The following is a 19,046-nucleotide window of genomic DNA, read 5'->3' on the forward strand; positions in this document are numbered from 1 at the left end:
TTGTCCTGAGCCTGCGCGGCCGACGCGGAAGCAGACGCGGGGGGCCTGGTCATTCAGGAGTGGTCGACCGTGCTTCCCCTGGGCCAGCAGCACGGTGTCCTTCCAGCCGCGCAGGGATGGCTCCGGCTCCTCGCCATCGACCGTCAGTACCTGGAACCGCACGTCGTGAACGTGGAAGTTGTGCAGAGCGCGGCAGGCTATCCTGCGAGCCGCTTGTTTCCCTTGTCCGTCAGCTCCGCCAGATGCACTGCTACGCCGAAGGTGGTGAAACCCGACCTGGCTGCGTCTGTGAACTCTGCGATCACCGCGTCTGACGGGAACTTCTTGACCAGGACGTCATAGGCGGCGGCTCCATGGTCCCGGATGGCGGCGAGGATCATGTCCGTGTTCAGTTCCGAGTGCGCCACGATCTCCTCCAGCAGGTCACGTTGCCCCTACAGTCTCACCGTCCGCCGGGTCTTGCCACCCTCAATGGTCCTTCCCAGACCAGCCGTAGCGTGCGGCGTGACCTTTCGGCGGCCGTACGCCCGGTTCCCGCAACCACCCCGCGGCAGGGATCAGCCCGGCCGTGATGCGCAGGCCGGTCAGAGCCCGGTTTCCGGGTCCAGGAGAGTCTGGCGGGCCTCCATCCAGTTCTGGCCGGTCAGGCGGCGGAAGGCGGCCACGATCGCCTCACCCAGGTCGAACACTGGATCCGACAGCCACTGCGTCTGCAGCCCGTCCCAGACCGCGATGGCCTGCCGGGCCACCTCCGCCGGGTCCAGGCCGGGGTGCGCCAGCCCGGCCGCCTGCCGCTGCTCGATGACCTGGGACAAGCCCGCCACCGACTTGCGGTAGTGCTCGGCGAAGAACTCCTGCGCGGGATGACCCGGCGTGGCCGCGTGCCCCGCCAGGGTGACGTACAGCCGCATGGTGTTCTCGTGGCGCGGGACGTCGCGTGCCGCCGCTCGCAGCTCGTCGAGGTCGAGCACCCACTCACCGATGCGGAACCGCTCGCCCGCCTCGTCGTCGGCGCATTGAAGGGCCGCGACGAGCAGGTGATCCTTGCTCGGAAAGTGGTACAGCACCGTCGCCTCGGCCGTCCCCGCGCGGCCGGCCACCTCGGCGGTGGTGAGGTGGCCATGCCCCTTTTCGCGGACGATGTCCAGCACGGCACGAGCGATGGCCTGACGGCGCTTGGCCGACTTGGCGTACGGCCCGCGGCTCTTGGGCGCGGCGGTGGTCATGAGGCAACTCTACGATCACGCATAAGTCGAGTGAATATGAGGATTAGATCTCATCGGAGGAACGAAATCCCTATTTACGTTCGGGTCATCCCAGTCTAATCTCTGTTCCACTCATGTTTCGCGAGCCGCACCTTGGGTGGCGCCGCGCGCGTACACCCTCTTCAGCATCAGGAGCTCCACGATGATGCACACACCGATCGGCGATGATCCTGGCGCGGCACCGGCGGCCGGCCAGCCGGACGTCGCCGAACCGGCTCGACCTGGAATGTCCGAGACCTACCTGGGCGGGCGGCCGCTGCGGCGCTACCTGACGTGGTACGGCGTCGCCTCCTTCTCCCTCCTCCTGACGTTCGGCTCGATCATGGGCATCCTGCTGCCCAACCACGTGCAGGCCCTGGAGTTCGCACGCTGGTTCACGGGGCCGGACGCGGGTGTGGACCTCGCCGAGCTGAGCCGGTTGAAGGACGCGGTGGCCGGCGGGGCGACGGCCACCGCCGAGGAGCAGCGGCTCCTGGGACTTCTCGGCCGGTTCGACGCCGGACGGGCCCAGGCACTGTCCTTGGTGACCTCGCTGGGGCTCGCAGGCACGATGCTGGCCGTACCCGTCATCGGCATCCTGTCCGACCGCACCCGTTCCAGGCACGGCCGCCGCACGCCCTGGATCCTCCTCGGCGTGATCGTCGGAGCCGTCTTCCTGGCCGGGGTGCGGTTCGCGCCGTCGATCGCGGTGCTCGCCCTGCTGTGGACGATCTGCCAGGTCGGCCTGAGCGCCGCCCAAGGGCCACTGAACACCACCGTCGCCGACCGGGTGCCCCAGCGCATGGTCGGCACCGCCTCCGCCGTCGGAGGCCTGGGCACCTTCCTGGGCGGCATCCTCGGCGCGGTGCTCTGCGGCGCGTTGTTCGCCCGGCTCGGGCTCGACCTCTACCTCGTCGTCGCGGTCCTCACGGTCGCGGGGCTGGTCGGCTTCGTCCTGCGGCTCCCGGACCGGCCCTCGACCGAGCTGCGGATCGCCCCGCACCGGTGGAGCGACTTCCTGCGCGGCTTCCTGGCGCCCCTGCGCGAGCACGACTTCCGCTGGGTGTGGCTGGCCCGCGTCGTGCTCGCCTTCGGCTACCAGAGCTCCGTCACGTTCTCCTTCTTCATGCTGCAGAGCTACATCCGCCCGGCGCTGAGCGCCGCCGAGGCGACCGGCCTCGTGCCGCTCCTCACGCTCGCCGGGCTTCCCGGCACGCTCGTGGCCCTGGCCGTCTCCGGCCGGATCTCGGACAAGGTCGGCCGGCGCAAACCGTTCGTGGTCGGGGCCTCGCTGCTGATGGCCGGCTCCATGCTCATCCCGCTGTTGTCCCCGACGCTGACCGCGCTGTTCGTCCAGACGGTGCTGGGAGGCATCGCGAACGGCATGTACCTGGCCGTGGACCAGGCGTTGTTCATCGACGTCCTGGACAAGGACGCGGCCGGACGTGACCTCGGCGTGGCGAGCCTCGCCACGAACCTCGGGCAGGCCCTGGGGCCGATCCTGGCCGGCCAGGTGGTCGTGCTCACCGGCGGCTACGGCGGGATCTGGGCGCTCGCGTTCGTCCTCATCCTCCTCGCCGCGGTCGCCATCGTCCCCGTCAAACGCGTGCGCTGACACCGCCGGCGCGCGTCCTTCCATCGAAAAGGTGAACTCGAAAAGGTGAACACAGTGGAATTCGGCAAGCCCTACGTGGACGTCGACGAGTGGCGGGACGCCCCCGTGCGGCACCGGTACGTGCACGGTGGCTTCGAGGGCACCGAGACACGTTTCTCGATCTACTTCCCGCCCGCCGATCGCTACGAGGGACGATTCTTCCAGCACATCACCCCGGTCCCGCAGAGCGAGCATCTGGCGCCCGGCCTGACCGGCCAGGAGGACAAGATCGGTTTCGCCTTCGACAGCGGGGCCTACTTCCTGGAGACCAACGGCGGCGGCGCGTCCGGCGGGCCCGGGTCGGACGCCGATCCGAGCATCGCCGCCTACCGTGCCAACGCCGCCGCGGCGCAGTACTCGCGGGTGGTGGCCCAGCAGGTCTACGGCGAGCACCGGCCTTACGGGTACGCCTACGGCGGCAGCGGCGGCGGCTACCGCACCATCGGCGGCGCCGAGAACACGGAGGACGTATGGGATGGCTTCGTCCCCTACGTCATCGGCAGCCCGCTGGCCATCCCCAACGTGTTCAGCGTCCGCATGCACGCCCAGCGCGTCCTGCGCGACAAGCTCGACCGGATCGCCGACGCCGTCGAGCCCGGCTCCGGCCTGGACATGTACGACGGCCTGACCGGCGAGGAGCAGGCGGCCCTGCGGGAGGTCACCCGCATGGGCTTCCCGCCACGCTCCTGGTTCGGCCATCGCACGATGGGCTCGCACGCGTTCAGCGCGGTCTACCCCGGCCTGGTCGTCCTCGACCCCGGCTACTTCGAGGAGTTCTGGACCGCCGAGGGCCACCTCGGCGCCGACCCCGCCTCCTCCATTCATCGCGCCCGGGTCCGTCACCGTTGTCAGGTCGCCGCGGTCATCACCAGCCGCGACCCGCTGGCAGCCGAGCTGGGCCTCAGCCCCGCGGGGCCGCAGGGCGGCGTCGATGAGTCCTTCAAGGGACCGGCGAGCGGCGACGACACCGTGATCGCCCTGCGGCTGTCCACCCCGCCGGACGCCGACGTCGCCGACGCCGACCTCACTGCCGGTGGCCTGCGCTTGTGTCTCAAGGAGATCCGCGGCGACGTGGCGGTCCTCGACTCCCCCGACGTGAGCGGCCGCATCCGCCCCGGCGACGACGTCGAGATCGACAACAGCAACTTCCTCGCCGCGCAGACCTACCACCGCCACCAGGTGCCCGGCCCGGACTTCCCGGTCTGGGACCAGTTCCGCGGCCCCGACGGGACGCCTCTGTATCCCCAGCGGCCGTTCCTGGCCGGGCCGATCTTCACCGCGGGCGCCGCCGGGCACATCCCCACCGGCCGCTTCACCGGCAAGATGATCGTGGTGGCCTGCCTCCTGGACAGGGAGGCGTTCCCCTGGCAGGCCGACTGGTACCACTCGAAGGTCCGTGAGCACCTCGGGGACGCGACCGACGAGCGTTTCCGGCTCTGGTACGTCGACAACGCCCTGCACGGCGACGACGAGGCCCAGGAGGACCCGGCGCACACCGTCAGCTACCTGGGCGTGCTGCACCAGGCGCTGCGGGAGGTGAGCGCGTGGGCCGAGACCGGCCGCGCACCCGCACCCGGCACCACGTACACCGTGGTTGAGGGGCAGGTGCACGTGCCCGCCGCCGCGCGGGAGCGGCACGGCGTCCAGCCGGTGGCTGCGCTCACCGCCGACGGCGAGACCCGCGCGGGGCGGGAGGTGCTGCTGCGAGCCGTACTGGAGACGCCTCCCGGAGCCGGCACGGTCGTCTCGGCCGAGTGGGATCTCGACGGTTCCGGTTCCTTCGCCGTCGTGGACAGGCCGGATCCCGCGCAGCGGGTCACACTGGAACGCCGCCACACCTTCCACGAGCCCGGCACCCATTTCGTGACCGTGCGCGTGGCCTCGCACCGCGACGGCGACCCGCACACGCCGTTCGGCCGCCTGTACAACCTCGCCCGCGCCCGCGTCGTCGTCGCCTGAAGGGATCTCGGTTCATGAAGCCGTCGATCTCAGGCGGCCGTAGCGCTCAGCTCCGACGAGCAGCGGCGGCTCCGGGAGTGCGTCTCCCCGCTGGCCCGCCTGACCATCCGCATGACCGGACGGTGATCGTGGACCGGGCGGCACGCTGATCAGGCGCCGTAATCGCCGGCTCTGCCCTCACCCTCCGTCGGCTCGCGCACCGTGCCGCGCCCGCCGTCGCCTCCCACGAGCCGGCGCGCCTGGTGGTCGCGCCGGTGTCGCCGTCCTGGACCACGGCCCCGACCAGGCCGCCAGGCGGCTGAGGTTGCTCAAAGCGCGACCGAGCGCAGCAGCTGCTCCAGGCGCCGCTCGCCGTCGCGGGTCTGGGCGCCGGCCGCGAGCGCGCCACGCAGCCGTTTCTCCGCGGCGGGCCGGGCGAACTGACTCGCCCATGCCTCGTGCTCGCGCAGCATCCCGGTGGCCATGTCCTGCGGCGGCAGGGCACTCTTGACGGCCGCGATCGCGCCGTCCGGCAGGTCCGCGATGTTACGGGCGAACCGGTCGACGAACGCGTCGATCTCGTCGGCCGGCAGCGCGCGATTGACCCAGCCGTAGCGTTCGGCCGTCTGCGCGTCGAACAGCTCCGCGCCGAGGACGATCTCCAGAGCACGGTTGCGGCCGGCCCGGTTCAGCAGGTACTGCGTGCCGCCGCCACCGGGCACGATGCCGCCCAGCACCTCCATCTGGCCGAGCCCGGCCCGGCCGATCGCCGCGAAACTCATGTCGGCCGCCGCAACGAACTCGGCCCCTCCACCACGAGCCATCCCGGCCAGCTTGACGATCGTCACCTGGGGCTGGGTGCGCAGGGCCTCGCCGAGCGCCTGGAAGACGTTGAGCCCAGCCGGCGCCCCGGCGGTCGGATCGGCGGCGGCGTCCTCGTCGTCCACGAGCGTCATGTCGACGTGGGCGATGAAGAACTCCGGGTCGGCGCTCTCGAACACGACGACCTGGGCCGTCTCGTCCTCCCGCAACGTGATCAGCAGCGTCATCAGATCGGCCATCATCGCCAGGCTGAGAACGTTCACGGGCGGGTTGTCGATGACAACCTTGACGACACCGCGATCGCGCGTCACGCGCAGGGTTGGGAAGGCAGGCTGATTCACGCCGGGAACTCCGCTCCGGAGGCGGCGATAGGGGCCGCCGCGCCGCTAGGTATCTGATGTATACCTATGATTGGGTGGCCACCATAGGGCGTCAATAACGCACTTTGGGCATCTCAAGCATCGCGGAGGATACCTAGCGTGACCGAGACCATCGAGCCGGAGTGGGTCTTCCGCGCCGAGTGCCCGACCCGTCCGATCCTCGACCAGATCGCGGACAAGTGGTCGATGATGACGATGGCGGTGCTGGCCGAGCCGAGGCGGTTCAACCAGATCAAGCGCCGGCTCGAGGGAGTCACCCAGCGCGTGCTCACCCAGACCCTGCGCCGCCTGGAACGCAACGGCATGGTCGAACGCCGCGTGCTCCCCACCTCGCCGGTCGGGGTCGAGTACGCACTCACGCCGCTCGGCGAATCGCTGCGGGAGCCGTTCGGCCGGTTGTACGACTGGACGGTCGCCAACGCAGACGAGATCCAAAGGCATCAAAGCGTGTACGACCGGCGCATCCAGAGCTGAGAACTCCGCCTGGCTGAGTTCGGCGCGCTACCCGAAGGCTCCTGAGAGCAGCGGGTAGCGCGGCCGGCCTCAAAGGAGCGACAGGTCGACGGCGGCGGCCATCGCCCGGTAACCCGCGTCACTCAGGTGCAGGTGATCGCCGGAGTCGTGAACGGGATCCAGCACCTCGCCCATCGCCCCGGCCAGGTCGATGACGGCGTCGTACTCCCCAGACCCCAGGATCCAGGCGTTGAATTCGGCCCGTTCTGCTTCGCTGCGCATGGTGGAGAACGCCGAGCCACGCATGGGCAGCAGCGTGGCGCCGACCACGCGCAGCCCGGCGCCGCGCGCCTGCCTGATCAGGTCCCGATGCCCGGCGACGACCTGCTGCGCCGAGACCTCGGTGTAGGGCGCGAACTGCGGGAACGGCGAGCTCTCCGCCACCTCGCTGATGGAGATGTCGTTGATCCCGGCCAGGATGAGGACTGTGCTCACTCCTGGCAGGTCCAGCACATCGCGCTGGAATCGGGCGGTGGCCCGCTCACCCAGCCAGGCCGAGTCGACCGTCACCCGGTTGCCGCCAATGCCCTGATTCAGTACGGCACGCCCCACCAGCCGCCGTCCCAGCAGGTCGGGGAAGCGGTGGTCGGTGTCGGGGGCGCTGCCCGTCCCGTCGGTGAGCGAGTCGCCGAACACCACGACGCCGTCGCCCGCGGTCGCGTCGACGTCGACGCCACCCAGGTAGTACCAGGACTGTGAGGTCTCGGCGAAGGCGACACCACCATGGTCGGCAAGGTGGTCGCCCGCCGCCCGATACGTGGTGGCCAGCGCCTGCGTGTGGTAGGTCGCCGGTCCTGACGGCTCGGCCAGATAGATCGTGATGGTCACCGCGTCCAGCGCCTCGGTGCGGAACGGCACACCGTCGGTGGCCAGGTCGGCCCCCGCGGGGATGAGGAAGGCCGGGTCACCGGCCACCGTCACCTCACGCAGGGTGCCGGGCTTGACCTCGGCGCCGCCTGCGCCGGTCGCGACGGTCAGGCCGGCGATGCGGAGTGGCGCCGTGCCGTACCGGTTGGACAGCCTGACTCTCAGGGTGTCGCCGCCGATGCCGAGCCGCACCGTCTGGCGGATCGTGTGGCGGGCGAAGCCCTCCTGCGACCAGTTGGGCCCGAAGCCGGCGCCCGGCGGTTGCGGTGCGGTCGTCCAGGCCGCTCCCCAGCCGCTCATGCGAAGAACCCGATGATGCCGCTGATGCGGTCGCCGGTGAACTCCACCACGTCATAACCGGTGGCGACCGTGCCGAGCCGCCAGGTGAACAGGGCGCGGTCGTGGTGGGTGCCGATCACGGTGCCGAGGGTGAAGCGCAGGTCGCCGAAGCTCTGCTGGGCCTTGCCGATCGCCTTCGACAGCTCCGCGTGCCCGCGCAGGCCCGCGTAGTCGGGGTCGGAGTAGAGCGAGTCATCGGTGAGTACGGACGTCATGAGCGCCTCACGGGCGGCGCTGTCACGCTCGTTCCAGATGTCGAGGTACGTGAGGATCAGGTCATTGGTGCTCATGCGGTTGCTCCTTCGAGAGTGCGGGATCGGGAGGGTTCGAGGGCGAGGGCGATCAGGCCGCCGGCGACGGTGAGCGCCGCGGCCGCCCATCCGGCGACGTGCAGGCCGCCGAGGAGGTCGGGCGAGGCGGTGGCGATGGCCACGATGGCGGCCAGGCCCATGGCGCCGCCGATCTCCTTGGCGGTGCTGGCGATCCCGGAGGCGACGCCCTGCTCGTGTGGCGCGATGCCGGATCCCGCGGAGGCGAACAGGGTGACGAAGGCGACGCCGCCGAACAGCCCCCAGACGACGCTGCCGGGCAGCAGGGTCCAGAAGCCGCCCGCAGGCGTGGTGCCCATGACCACGAGGGCGATGCCGACGCCGGTACCGATCGTCGAGACCGAGAGTGTGGTGCGGATCCCCCAGCGGCCGAGCGCCACCGGGGTGACCTTCACGGCGGCGAACATGCAGACCAGGGTGAGCGGCAGGAAGCTCAGGCCCGCCTCCAGGGAGCTGTAGCCGAGGACGGGCTGCAGGTAGGAGGTGAGGACGTAGTAGCCGCCGCCGAGGGTGCCCTGGAAGACGGCGATCACGATCATGGTGGTGGCCAGGGAGCGGCCACGCGCCAGCCGTAGCGGGATCAGCGGGTCGCGGGTGCGTGACTCCACCACCAGGAACACCGCCAGCAAGAGGGCGCCTGCGACCAGCGAGCCGTAGACGCGGGGCGAGTCCCATCCGGAATCGGGACCGCCGGCCAGCCCGAACACCAGCAGCGCGGCGCCCCCGGTGGCCAGCAGCGCGCCGGGCACGTCGAAGGAGCCCGGGGTGCGGCCGGGATCGGCGGGCAGCAAACGGGGTGCGGCCAGGGCGCAGAACAGCGCCAATGGCACGTTGACGTAGAACACCCATTCCCAGCCGAGATAGTTGGTCAGCACGCCGCCCAGCAGGGATCCGGCGGCCAGTCCCGCGCTGCCCGCCATGCCCCAGGCGCCCAGGGCCCGGTTGCGGGCCGGTCCCTCGGCGAATCCCCGGTAGATGAGCGTGAGGGTGGCAGGAGTCAGCAGCGCACCGCCGACTCCCTGGACCGCGCGGGCGGCCACCAGCGTCTCCGACCCGGTCGCGAATCCGCCGGCCAGCGAGGCGACGCCGTACAGCGCCAGTCCTGCCATGAACATCCGGCGCGGTCCGATCCGGTCGACCGCTCGCCCGCCGAGAAGCAGGAGCCCGCCCAGGCCGATCGCGTACGCGCTGACCACCCACTGGACCGACGACGGGCTGAAACCGAGCGCGTCCCCGATGTCGGGTAGCGCCACGTACACGATGTTGTAGTCGAGAGCCACGATGAGCTGCGTCAACGCCAGCAGCCCAAGGCGCAGTCGAGGCGATTCCATCAATACCTTCCTACATGCCGTCGAGTTACTACACGGCGTTCACCCTAGAGCACGGCGTTCAATAGTCAAACCCTGTAGAGTGCGAGCATGGAAGCGACCATGAGCCGACGCGAACGGCTGCGTGCCCAGACCAGCGCCGAAATCAAGGCGATCGCGCTCAAGCTCATGGCCGAGGGCGGCCCCGACGCGATCTCGCTGCGCGCCATCGCGCGCGAGATGGGCATGACGGCGGGCGCCATCTACAGCTACTTCGCCACTCGCGACGACCTGGTCACGACACTGATCGGCGACGTCTACACCTCGCTCGTCGAGGCCGCCGAGTCAGCGCGCGACGCGGTGCCCGAGTCCGATGCCGGCGAGCGGATCATGGCCTGGGCGCAGGCCGTACGAGAATGGGCTCTTGCCAACCCCGAGGGTTTCCGGCTCATCTACGGCGACCCGGTGCCCGGCTACCAGGCGCCGGAAGACAGCCCCGGCATCGCCGCCGAAGTGCGCGCCTGCACCGGCATCACCGGCCTCGTGGCCGCCGCGTGGCCGGTCGCCGGGAGCGCGAGCCAGGACTATGACTGGGCCGACTTCGACGCCGGCTTGGTCGCGCACAGCCGAAAGGAGTTCCCCGACCTGCCGCCTGCCGGGCTGGCCCTGACCATGCGCGTGTGGGGGCGCATGCACGGCTTGATGGCGCTGGAGATCTACGGGCACCTGCGCGGGCTGGTCCACGACCCGGCGACCGTCTACCGCGACGAGATGCGCGACCTGATCACCTCACTCGGGCTGTAGCGCATGAAGCCGCGGTTCGCGGTGCTGGGACCTGTGGACGTTCACCGTGCTGCGGCACGCTCGCACAAGGCATGAAGGGTGCGTGCAGGCCCTCGGATCAGTTCGTCGGTGTGACGGCGCCGCTGGGCGACGACGGCGGGCTCAGCGCGACGTCGGTGATCGCGTACACGATGGCGTTGTACGCCTGCCCGGCCCGCAACCCCTGAACGACGGCGCGCGTCTGGTTCGCCGGCACGTACGTGGTGCGGCTGTGCGGCGAGGTGATCACGGCATACCGGCGGACGGGCAGGCCGCCGAGTAGCTTGGGCGGGCTCCACGTGACGGTCGCGGACGTCGCCCCGGCCGTGGCCGCGACGTTGAGCGGCGGCCCCAGCATGCCGAGGGCCGGTGGAGAGGCCTCCAGCCAGCACTGCGCGAAGACGAGCGCGGAGACCGTCCGGCCGGATGTGGTGGCGGTGATCTCCGCGACGCCGGGACGGTCGGCGACGTACTTGCCCGCCGCGTCGATGGTGCCGGGCCCGGCGGTGACCTTCCAGGTGACCGGGGCGGTGGGCAGGCCGAAGAACGTCACCTTGAAGTAGACCGGCTTTCCGGCCTCGGCGTCGGCGCGGGGCGGGTCCACGGCGATGCCGGCGAACGGCCCGCCGGAGTCGCGCGTCTTCCAGGACTGGTCGATGAGCCGGTCGAAGCGGACCTCGCCACCGCCGAGCCACGTGCTGGCCCGCAGGTACGCATCCACCCGCACCCCCAGCCACTCCTCCCACCAGGGGTTCTTGGTCGAGTCCGCCTTCCATTCAGCGGTGGGGCCGACACCGATGCCGGGTCCGCCGCCCTCGTAGAAGATCAGGGTGAACTCGGCCAGCAGCGCGACCTTGGCGCTCGCGTTCCCGGTGATGACGATCGATCCGCCGTTACTGGCGGGCGACCTGTCGATGGCTTCGGCGTGCACGCCGGCGTCGTCCCGCATGATGTGGGCGCCCACCTGCCTGGCGTACTTCAGGCCGGCCGACACCTCACCGCTCACGTGGCTCTGCAGGGTGGTGGTGAGGTTGAAGGTGGGGTTGATGACCACGGGGACCGGCCCCACCCAGATGACCTTGCGGCCGAGGCTGATCGCGGGCAGGCGCTTGAAGTAGTCGGCGTCGGCGCCGTTGCCGAGCCGGACCCGCGTGTCGGCGCCGTAGGCGAGGCTCAAGTAGGTGTCGAAGTACACCTTGCCCTGCGTCGACCAGATCTTGATGTCCAGGTGCGGCGTAAGAACGAACGTGGCCTCGAACCGGCCGCCCTTGCCCTGCGGGTTCGTACGCGGATCGGTGCCGATGGCGATCTCGACCACGAGGCTGCCGTTCCTGATGCCGGCCGAGACGTCCTTGACCGACACCTTGGCCTCCGGCGCGCCCTCGGCCAGGGACTTGCCCTTGATCGTGGGCCCGCGCAGCCTGACTCCCGGCGTGCTCCGCTGGAGCTTGGCCAGGTCGCCCGAGTCCATGCCGGCGGTGACGGCGATCGCGCCGTCGGCCAGCGCCTCGCCGGCCGACGCGGGCTTGGTGGCGACTCTGAACAGGCCGTTCTGGGTGCCTGTCGAGACGACCTTCCTGAACATCCCGTCAGGGACCTTGCCGGTCGGCAGCACGACCACGATCGCGTTCGCGGTCAGGCCGGTGACCTGCGCCGGAGGCTGCTCGAACGACAGGGTGCCGTCCGCGGCCGAGATTCGCAGGGACTCGACGGCCCCGTCCGAGAGCACGACGGGGGTGCTCTGGACCGTCACCTTGGGCGCGATGGCGGCGGTGCGGACGCTCGGCGCCCCGCTCCCGTGGGTGTTGGCCGCCTTCACGGTGAAGCTGTAGATCAGGGCGGGGTCGAGGCCGCTCATCGTGGCGGTGGTGCCGGTGGACGTCGCCGTCTTGCCGCCGGGTGCGGCCGTGACGGTGTAGCCGGTGATCGGGGCCGTGCCCACGTCGGAGGGGGCCGTCCAGGTCAGCACCACGGCCCCGCTGCCGGAAGCGACCGCCTGGGCCTCCGCGGGAGCGCCGGGGACGCGGGCCGCCTGCGGGACGACACCCGCCTGCTGGGCGGCCTCGCTCGTCCCCGCCGCGTTCTTGGCGACGACCCGCAGGGTGTAGGTGGTGCCGTTGGTCAGGCCGGTGATCGAGGCCACCGTGGTGCCGGCGGCGACGGCGAGGGTTCGCCCGCCGGGTTCGAGCGTTACCGTGTAACCGGTGATGGGCGAGCCGCCGTCCTGGGGCGCGACCCACTGGGCGTCGATCCGCCCGTTCAGGGGGACGACGAGCAGCGCGGCCGGCAGGAGCGGGACGGACGCGGGCTCGGGCGCGATCAGCGGCGAGGGGCGCGAGGCGGTGCTTCCTGCGGCGTTCATCGCGGTCACGGTGAAGGCGTATTGCGAGCCGTTCGTCAGCCCGGTCACCACGGCCTCGTATGCGCCGGGCTGCGCGGTGACGCTCTTCCCGCCCGGGCTGGCGGTGACCTGGTACGAAAGGATCTCGCTCGTGCCCGGGTCGGGCGGGCTCCAGGAGACGCGGACCGCTTGGTCGCGCGGCAGCAGGTCGGTGATGAGCGGCGGGCCGGGCGGGGCGGGCGCCGCGGGGGCGGTCACCGGCGACGGGGCCGACGGAGGACCGGCGCCGATGGCGTTGGTGGCCGTGACGGTGAAGGTGTAGAGCTGTCCTTCGGTCAGTCCCTTGACGGTGACGTCGGTCGCGCCCCAGAACGCCTTGGCCGTCTCGCCGCCGGGCGACGTGATGACCGTGTACTCGGTGATGTCCGCGCCACCGTCGTTGGCGGGCGGCTGCCAGGAGACGTGCACGGAGCCGAACTCGGGGCCTGTGACGATCTTGATCGGGGCACCGGGCAGCTTGCCCTGCACCGGCGTTACGGCCGGCGACGCCGCCGAGGCGGGGCCGGTGCCGATGGCGTTGGTCGCGGTGACCTTGAAGGTGTAGGCCGTGCCGTTGCTGAGGCCGGTCACGCTGGCGGTCGTGGTGCCCGCGGTCGTGGCGGTCTTGCCGCCCGGTGTGGCGGTCACGGTGTAGGACGTGATCGGGGAGCCGCCGTCGGAGGCGGGCGGCTTCCACGACACCCGGACCGCCTGATGCCTGGCCACCCCGGTGACGGTCGTGGGCGCGCCCGGTACGGCGGCGGCCGCAGCGACGGCCGCCGTCGCCGGGGGCGCGGACAAAAGGGTCGCCAGGAGGAGTAAGGACAGGGCGGCGGAGAGCCACGAGCGGAGCGGCGGACGGTTCATGAGCGGGCCCCCAGGTCAGGCCGGGCGGTGCGGAGCAGATGGTCGGCGATGGCGTGGAGGGACGACCGGGCGGGGCCCTCGGGCAAGCCAGGCAGGGCCTGCTGGGCCTCCTGGCAGAGCTCGCGGATCCAGACGGCCGTCTGCTTGAGCGCGGTCGTCCGCCCGACCAGGGCGGTCAGCTCCGCGGCGCGTTCCGGCCTGGACGTGCCGGTGAGGCGCGGCTCGCCGCCCAGCTCGGCCAGGGCCAGCCGGAAGGGGATGCTCGCCAGGCCCGCGCCGTGGTCGTCGAGATCGGCCAGGACGTCGCGGCCGAGCCGGTCGAAGCCGCCGGACAGCCGCCGCAGGTCGTCGGCCAGTTGCGCGGCCACCCCGATGGCGCGGCCGTACGCGCCCAGGGCCTCCCCCGCCGTGCCGGGGGCGCCGGCAGCGGCGGCTCCGATCTGGCAGGCGGCGGCGCACAACGCCGCCGTGCCCGACCTGGACGCCAGTGCCAGCCAGTCGCGTGGGTCCGCGGGCTGGGCGGCGCGGGCGGCGGCGAGCTCGGCCATACGACCGTGGCTGGCCTCCTCGATGGCGCGGGCGAGCTGCGCGGTGAGCCGGATGTCCTGGGTAGCGCACAGTTCGAGTGCCCGCGCCAGGAACAGGTCGGCGGTGAGGACGGCGAACATGGTGCCCCAGTTCTGGCGGGTCGCGCGCGCCCCGCCGGAAGGGGTGACGTCCACGCTGGCCTGGGCGATCGCGGCCAGTACCGCCAGGTCGGTGGCCGCGGCCAGCGCGATCGGCGGGCGTCCGGGCACGCTCGGCTCGTGTGCGTCAGCCGGCACGCCGGTCTCGGCGGGCGTACTCGGTGATCGGCCCGGCTCGTACGCCGCGGCGGCCAGCAGGACGAGCAGCGCCGGGCGTGGCGCCATCAGGTACTCCTCCGACAGCAGGGCGGGCAGCCGGTCCAGGAACGGCCAGTCCTTGCGCACCGTGTCGGCGAGGATCTCCCCCATCTCCACCAGCGGAGCGGCCAGCCGCAGCCGCGGGTCGATGCAGTGGCGGATGTCGTCGAGCGCGCCAGGGGCGGTGGTCTCGAAGCCCGCGGTGTGGTCGGGCGCCAGCATGGCCCGCCGGGTCAGCGCGAACACGGGCCGGTCGGAGTCGAAGGTGTCCTCCAGGACTCGCCAGGCCAGCCGGTGCCGGTTGACGGCGTGCCGCCCGGTCTCCAGGTGCCCGCTGAACCTGCGGGTGAGCGTCGCCGCGTAAGCCGACAGGTCCTCGGCCGGGCCGCCGGTGAGCCGCGCGTCGATCGCCTCAGCGGCGATCTTCCCGGACTCCAGGGCGAAGCTGATGCCCTCGCCGGTGCCCGGGTTGACCATGCCCGCCGCGTCTCCAGCCAGCACCAGGCCTGGCTTCCACGACCGCGCGGGCGTGAAGCCGAAGAACAGGGGCGCGCCCTTCGGCGGGCCCTCCTGACGGGCGTCGGCGAACCACGGCACGGTGGCGCGCAGCTCGGCTACGAAGCGGTCGAACAGATCGCTGAGCCGGACCCCCGGATGCTTCTCCGCCACTCCCGCCCCGACGTTGGCGCGGTCAGGGCCGAGCGGGATGATCCATCCGTACGCCGGCAGCCGGGAATGGCTGGCGGGGTCGTCGAGCGGCATGTGGAAGCTCAGTGTGTCCTCCAGGGCCGGCACCCCGGAGAAGTAGGTGCGCATCGCGTAGCCGAGCCGGCCCTTGGCGCTCTCCACCAGCCCGGACTGCCGGGCCAGCTTCGAGGTGCTGCCGTCGGCCGCCACGACCACCCGCCCCCGGATGATCTCGTGGCCGTCCGGGGTCACGGCCTCGACCCCGCGCACCACGCCGTCCTCGCTGACCAGGCCGCGCACACGCACGCGCGGCCGGAAGACGGCGCCCGCCGCCACCGCCCTGCGCGCCAGCACGTGGTCGAGCAGCGAGCGGGGGACGACGATGCCGTACCGGCCACCGGCCGGATCCTCCCTCCCGTACCGGAAGGCCCTCGTGCTGCGCTCCCCCGCCGGGCCCATGGAGACCTCGAGCCCGCCGATCCCGAAGGCGCCCGGCAGGTCGCCGAGTACGTCCATCTCCCGCAGCAGCTCGACCCCCGCCCTGTTGACGGCATCACCGCAGCTCTTGTCCCGGGGGAAGGACGAGCGTTCGAGCAGTACCACCCGCCGTCCGCGCCGGGCGAGATGGTAGGCCGCGGCGGCGCCGGCCGGGCCCGCCCCGACGACGACCGCGTCCCACTCCATGCCTCAGCCCTTCGGGATGGGGCACGGGGCGACGCCGGCGCCCGACGGGGAGTCCGTCTCCTGACGGCCGGCGGACTGGGCGGGCAGCGCGCGGATCGTCCTGGCGTACAGGCGGCCGGACATCGCGACGTTGCCGAGACCGGTGCGAGCATCGCTGAGACCGGCGACGGCAATGCCGATGGCGGTGGTGATCCGGCTCTCCTGCGGGCCGGTGAGCTGCTCGGCGAGGAGGGCGAGCCGGTCCCGCGCGCCCAGCGCGGAGAAGTCGCCGGGCAGGCCGAGCACCGCGTCGAGCGCGGTGTCGATCTCCGCCCGCCCGGCGGCGTCCGCCGCGAGGTACCACTCCTTGAGCCGGCGGCCGGCCGCGCCGGGGTCGCCTGCGGTGCGCAGCCCGGCCATCGTCTCGGCCAGGGCCGAGAATCCGGCCTGACGGGCCTGGCTCATCGTGCCGCTCGCGGCGGCGTCCGCCGCCCCCGCGGTCGCGCCCAGCATCGTGCCGCCGCCGCCGAGCGCGATGCCGGTCGTCCTGAGGAAGCGCCGTCGGCTGGGGGTCTGGGGTGGTCGTTCCATGGACTACGGCTCCTAGGTACGGGGTACGGGCTCGTGACTCAGTACGGCCGCATGACGACGTAGCGGGCCAGGCGCGCCAGCGAGTCCTTCGGGTCACCGGCGGGGAGCCCGGCGAGGTGGGTCACGGCCTGGTGCGCGTAGTCCTGGGCGATGGCGGAGGCGCCGCTGATCCCGCCCGAGGCGATGATCGCGGCGCAGGCCTCCTCCTGCTCGGCCGCGGTCAGATCGTCGCGGCGCAGCAGCTCCCGCAGCCGGTCGGTGTCCGGGCCGCTCTGGTGCAGGGCGATCAGGACAGGCAGGCCGTACACGCCTTCGCGCAGGTCGGTGCCCGGCTGCTTGCCGAGGGCCGACCGCGGCGCGACGACGTCGAGAGTATCGTCGATGGCCTGGAAGGCCAGGCCGAGCGCTCTGCCGTAGTGGCCAAGCGCGTCCACGGCCGGCGGCGGCGCGCCCGCGAGGTGGGCTCCGGCGCGGCAGGAGAGCTCGAACAGCGCGGCGGTCTTGCGCCCCGCGATCTGGGCGTAGGAGTCGAGGCGGTGGTCGAGGTTGTAGGTGTTCTCCGCCTCCTGCATCTGACCCAGCGCCAGGGCGAGCATCGACTGGCTCGCCCAGGCGGTGACCACTTCGTCCACCTCCGCGAGCATCCGGATGGCCCGCGCGAACGCGAACGTCCCTGCGGTCACCGCCTCGGCGTCGCCGCGCAGGGCGTTGACCGTGGGCGAGCCGCGCCGGGTTTCGGCACGGTCCATGACGTCGTCGTGGTAGAGCGAGGCGACGTGCAGCAGCTCGACGGCGGCGGCCACACGCAGCAGGTCCTTCCTGGCTGCACCGGGCCCGCAGGCGGCGGCCAGGAAGAGCAGGGCCGGGCGGACCCGCTTGCCGCCGCGGCCCACCAGGTGGGCGGCGGCGCGGGCCAGGTCCGGGTCGTCCGACCGCACCGCCTCGGTCAGCACGGTGTCCAGGTCGGCCAGCAGGCCGGCGGCCGGTTCGTGGGTGAGCCAGCGGCCGATCTCGATGTTCCCTAACGCGCGAGGTCCCCTGCTAGCCATCGGGGTCCAGCACCGACCCCGTGGCGGCGGCGATCTGCTTGAGCTGCGCCAGCAGGTTGGGATCGTCCAGCAGGTTGATCAGCTGCCGGCCGGTCATGCCGACGATGCCGCGCTCCCGCACCAGTGCGAGCGTCTTCTCGGCCGCGGTGGCCTCGTCGGGCAGCATGAACTTGCGCGCTCTGGCCAGGGATTCCTCGGCGTCGTGGAGGAACTGCTCGCTGACCCTGATGTCGTCGCGGTCGGGGTTCATCAGGACGAGCTTCATGTCGCCGCCGTGCTGGGAGTACAGGGCCTGGGCGAAGGCCCGGTCGCTGTCGGGGACCTGCGGCTTGACCTCGGAGGAGCGGACCATGGCGGTGCGCTCGTTGAGGTAGAGGGTCTCGATCAGCCAGCGGCCGACCAGGGTGGTGGCGAGGAACTTGTCGCGGGCGTACGAGATCGACATCCATTCCTGGGTGAACGGCACGCCGGTCAGGTCCTCCGCGGTCGCCAGGAAGGGGCAGACGAAGGAGAGGAACGTACCGCCCGTGCCGCCTCGGCACACAACCGATCCGGAGTCGCCTCCCTGGGACATGGGCGTGGTGATGATCTGCCCGTCGAAGACGGCCACGCCGGCGCCGTACCTGATCGAGACGATCTCGTCGATGGCCGTGATGCGCCCTGTGGTGTACTCGGTCGTCCGGCCCGTCTTGTGGACCGGCGCGCCAGGTGGGCGGACGTCGTCGGCCGTCAGCACGGATCGGGCGGCCGGGCCGTGGATCATCTCGATGCCGAGCCGGGTGGTCACGTCGTTGATCGGGTTGAGGATGGTGTGGGAAGTGCTTCCGGCGAAGAGCAGGCCGACCGCGGGCTGCGCGACCGTGGGCCTGGTCATGTCGCCCTTGATGTCGTCGTAGACGACGCAGTTGTCGTCCAGGCGCGCGATCGCCGCGTCGATGCGGTTGTACGTCCCGTTGAAGACGATGTTCTCCCACCGGGTGAGGGTGGCGATCCTGTTGCCCGGCGAGATCGGCATGTCGTACGGGCCGGGCTGGTAGATCGGGTCTCCGGCCAGCGCGTCGTTCTCCGCCGCCAGCACGTGGTTGTTGGACAGGATGGCCACCTTGTCACCGTCGCGCAGGTCCTTGACAAGGCAGCCGAGGGTCCCGGCGGTGATTTTGGGATGGCCGACGCTGATGCCGCCCATCGCCGGGCGTTCCCGGTCGGTGAAGGCGAAGGCGTAGAAGTATCCGGACTCGACCACGTCGGTCTCGACGCTCGCGCCCTCGACCTCGATGCTCCTCGGGACGACGCGGCTGGGCGCCAGCTCGTTCTCGGGGGTTTTCCGGATGACGTGAACGATGCATGAGGGCGTGTCCTGCACCTCGCCACCGCGGGTCGGAGGGCCGAAGCCGATGCCGACGACGTTGGGGTCCTCGCGGTAACGCTCCCAGAGCTGGTCGCGTGCCTGGCGGACCAGGGGCCGCGCCCTTCGCCACTCCTCGGGTCCGGCCATCGGGCTCCCTGTGCTGCGGTGATCTTGCGTCCCAGATTCGGCAGTGACGGTCGGTTAGTCAAGGGGGCAGTAAAGGACCGAATCGATATTTCGGATGCTCCGCATCCTTTTCGGTCCCACCCTTACCGGGGCACCACAACGACGTCGCCCGACTGAGAGACCCCGATGGCCCGATTAAAGGTGAGCACTTTTCATGTCACTCGTGGTGAGCAAAG

General features: G+C 71.4%; 15 protein-coding genes. 4 read left to right on the forward strand and 11 right to left on the reverse strand.

Features of this window, described 5'->3' with window-relative positions:
* Window positions 1-197: 197 nt before the first annotated feature.
* Both ABEA43_RS53430 and ABEA43_RS53435 read right to left on the reverse strand, forming a co-directional pair.
* Window positions 198-407, reverse strand: a complete 210-nt coding sequence (locus ABEA43_RS53430; protein ID WP_345574454.1) for a hypothetical protein — start codon at window positions 405-407, stop codon at window positions 198-200.
* Window positions 408-584: 177 nt separating this feature from the next.
* Complete coding sequence (locus tag ABEA43_RS53435; protein WP_345574456.1) at window positions 585-1,226, reverse strand: TetR/AcrR family transcriptional regulator; 642 nt, start codon at window positions 1,224-1,226, stop codon at window positions 585-587.
* Window positions 1,227-1,407: 181 nt separating this feature from the next.
* Here ABEA43_RS53435 and ABEA43_RS53440 point away from each other — a divergent pair, with 181 nt between their 5' ends.
* Together ABEA43_RS53440 and ABEA43_RS53445 are read left to right on the forward strand one after the other, a co-directional pair.
* Window positions 1,408-2,859 carry an MFS transporter gene (locus tag ABEA43_RS53440; protein WP_345574458.1) on the forward strand — a complete coding sequence of 484 codons (1,452 nt, stop codon included), beginning with the start codon at window positions 1,408-1,410 and terminating at the stop codon, window positions 2,857-2,859.
* A 45-nt stretch (window positions 2,860-2,904) separates the two neighbouring features.
* Complete coding sequence (locus ABEA43_RS53445) at window positions 2,905-4,857, forward strand: hypothetical protein (protein WP_345574460.1); 1,953 nt, start codon at window positions 2,905-2,907, stop codon at window positions 4,855-4,857.
* Window positions 4,858-5,165: 308 nt separating this feature from the next.
* Here ABEA43_RS53445 and ABEA43_RS53450 read toward each other — a convergent pair whose 3' ends face one another.
* Window positions 5,166-5,999 (reverse strand): enoyl-CoA hydratase/isomerase family protein, encoded by an 834-nt coding sequence (locus tag ABEA43_RS53450; RefSeq protein WP_345574462.1) that lies wholly within the window; start codon window positions 5,997-5,999, stop codon window positions 5,166-5,168.
* A 138-nt stretch (window positions 6,000-6,137) separates the two neighbouring features.
* On the opposite strand from ABEA43_RS53450, the gene ABEA43_RS53455 reads away from it, so the two are divergent.
* On the forward strand, window positions 6,138-6,512 hold the full coding sequence (locus ABEA43_RS53455; protein WP_345574464.1) for a winged helix-turn-helix transcriptional regulator: 375 nt from the start codon (window positions 6,138-6,140) through the stop codon (window positions 6,510-6,512).
* A 69-nt stretch (window positions 6,513-6,581) separates the two neighbouring features.
* Here the strand turns inward: ABEA43_RS53455 and ABEA43_RS53460 are convergent, their stop codons facing one another.
* From ABEA43_RS53460 to ABEA43_RS53470, 3 genes are read right to left on the reverse strand one after another with little or no spacing between them, the layout of a single operon-like run.
* On the reverse strand, window positions 6,582-7,718 hold the full coding sequence (locus ABEA43_RS53460; RefSeq protein WP_345574466.1) for a GDSL-type esterase/lipase family protein: 1,137 nt from the start codon (window positions 7,716-7,718) through the stop codon (window positions 6,582-6,584).
* Complete coding sequence (locus tag ABEA43_RS53465) at window positions 7,715-8,047, reverse strand: nuclear transport factor 2 family protein (RefSeq protein ID WP_345574468.1); 333 nt, start codon at window positions 8,045-8,047, stop codon at window positions 7,715-7,717. Before ABEA43_RS53465 ends, ABEA43_RS53460 begins: the two co-directional genes overlap by 4 nt.
* Entirely contained in the window at window positions 8,044-9,417 is a 1,374-nt protein-coding gene (locus ABEA43_RS53470; protein ID WP_345574470.1) for an MFS transporter, read from the reverse strand. The genes ABEA43_RS53465 and ABEA43_RS53470 overlap by 4 nt, the downstream gene beginning before the upstream one ends.
* A gap of 87 nt (window positions 9,418-9,504) precedes the next feature.
* Between ABEA43_RS53470 and ABEA43_RS53475 the strand changes: the two genes are divergently transcribed.
* Entirely contained in the window at window positions 9,505-10,197 is a 693-nt protein-coding gene (locus ABEA43_RS53475; RefSeq protein WP_345574472.1) for a TetR/AcrR family transcriptional regulator, read from the forward strand.
* A 97-nt stretch (window positions 10,198-10,294) separates the two neighbouring features.
* On the opposite strand, the gene ABEA43_RS53480 is transcribed toward ABEA43_RS53475, so the two are convergent.
* The 5 genes from ABEA43_RS53480 to ABEA43_RS53500 are packed head-to-tail and all read right to left on the reverse strand — an operon-like array spanning window position 10,295 to window position 18,831.
* Window positions 10,295-13,462, reverse strand: coding sequence for a fibronectin type III domain-containing protein (locus tag ABEA43_RS53480; protein WP_345574474.1), 3,168 nt, complete (start codon window positions 13,460-13,462; stop codon window positions 10,295-10,297).
* A complete protein-coding gene (locus ABEA43_RS53485) occupies window positions 13,459-15,717 on the reverse strand; it encodes a geranylgeranyl reductase family protein (protein ID WP_345574476.1) in 2,259 nt (752 codons plus the stop codon). Before ABEA43_RS53485 ends, ABEA43_RS53480 begins: the two co-directional genes overlap by 4 nt.
* 3 nt (window positions 15,718-15,720) lie before the next feature.
* Window positions 15,721-16,287 (reverse strand): hypothetical protein, encoded by a 567-nt coding sequence (locus tag ABEA43_RS53490; protein ID WP_345574478.1) that lies wholly within the window; start codon window positions 16,285-16,287, stop codon window positions 15,721-15,723.
* A 38-nt stretch (window positions 16,288-16,325) separates the two neighbouring features.
* Complete coding sequence (locus ABEA43_RS53495) at window positions 16,326-17,336, reverse strand: polyprenyl synthetase family protein (protein ID WP_345574480.1); 1,011 nt, start codon at window positions 17,334-17,336, stop codon at window positions 16,326-16,328.
* Window positions 17,329-18,831 (reverse strand): chymotrypsin family serine protease, encoded by a 1,503-nt coding sequence (locus ABEA43_RS53500; RefSeq protein WP_345574482.1) that lies wholly within the window; start codon window positions 18,829-18,831, stop codon window positions 17,329-17,331. Before ABEA43_RS53500 ends, ABEA43_RS53495 begins: the two co-directional genes overlap by 8 nt.
* Between the last annotated feature and the right edge of the window lie 215 nt (window positions 18,832-19,046).

Source organism: Nonomuraea rosea, from assembly GCF_039539705.1.
GTDB lineage: Bacteria > Actinomycetota > Actinomycetes > Streptosporangiales > Streptosporangiaceae > Nonomuraea > Nonomuraea rosea.

Bases quoted from the DNA above. Each gene is read 5' to 3' on its own strand.
- ABEA43_RS53435 (WP_345574456.1), bottom strand. From the start codon at position 1,226: ATGACCACCGCCGCGCCCAAGAGCCGCGGGCCGTACGCCAAGTCGGCC.
- ABEA43_RS53440 (WP_345574458.1), top strand. From the start codon at position 1,408: ATGATGCACACACCGATCGGCGATGATCCTGGCGCGGCACCGGCGGCC.
- ABEA43_RS53460 (WP_345574466.1), bottom strand. From the start codon at position 7,718: ATGAGCGGCTGGGGAGCGGCCTGGACGACCGCACCGCAACCGCCGGGC.
- ABEA43_RS53465 (WP_345574468.1), bottom strand. From the start codon at position 8,047: ATGAGCACCAATGACCTGATCCTCACGTACCTCGACATCTGGAACGAG.
- ABEA43_RS53470 (WP_345574470.1), bottom strand. From the start codon at position 9,417: ATGGAATCGCCTCGACTGCGCCTTGGGCTGCTGGCGTTGACGCAGCTC.
- ABEA43_RS53475 (WP_345574472.1), top strand. From the start codon at position 9,505: ATGGAAGCGACCATGAGCCGACGCGAACGGCTGCGTGCCCAGACCAGC.
- ABEA43_RS53480 (WP_345574474.1), bottom strand. From the start codon at position 13,462: ATGAACCGTCCGCCGCTCCGCTCGTGGCTCTCCGCCGCCCTGTCCTTA.
- ABEA43_RS53485 (WP_345574476.1), bottom strand. From the start codon at position 15,717: ATGGAGTGGGACGCGGTCGTCGTCGGGGCGGGCCCGGCCGGCGCCGCC.
- ABEA43_RS53490 (WP_345574478.1), bottom strand. From the start codon at position 16,287: ATGGAACGACCACCCCAGACCCCCAGCCGACGGCGCTTCCTCAGGACG.
- ABEA43_RS53495 (WP_345574480.1), bottom strand. From the start codon at position 17,336: ATGGCTAGCAGGGGACCTCGCGCGTTAGGGAACATCGAGATCGGCCGC.
- ABEA43_RS53500 (WP_345574482.1), bottom strand. From the start codon at position 18,831: ATGGCCGGACCCGAGGAGTGGCGAAGGGCGCGGCCCCTGGTCCGCCAG.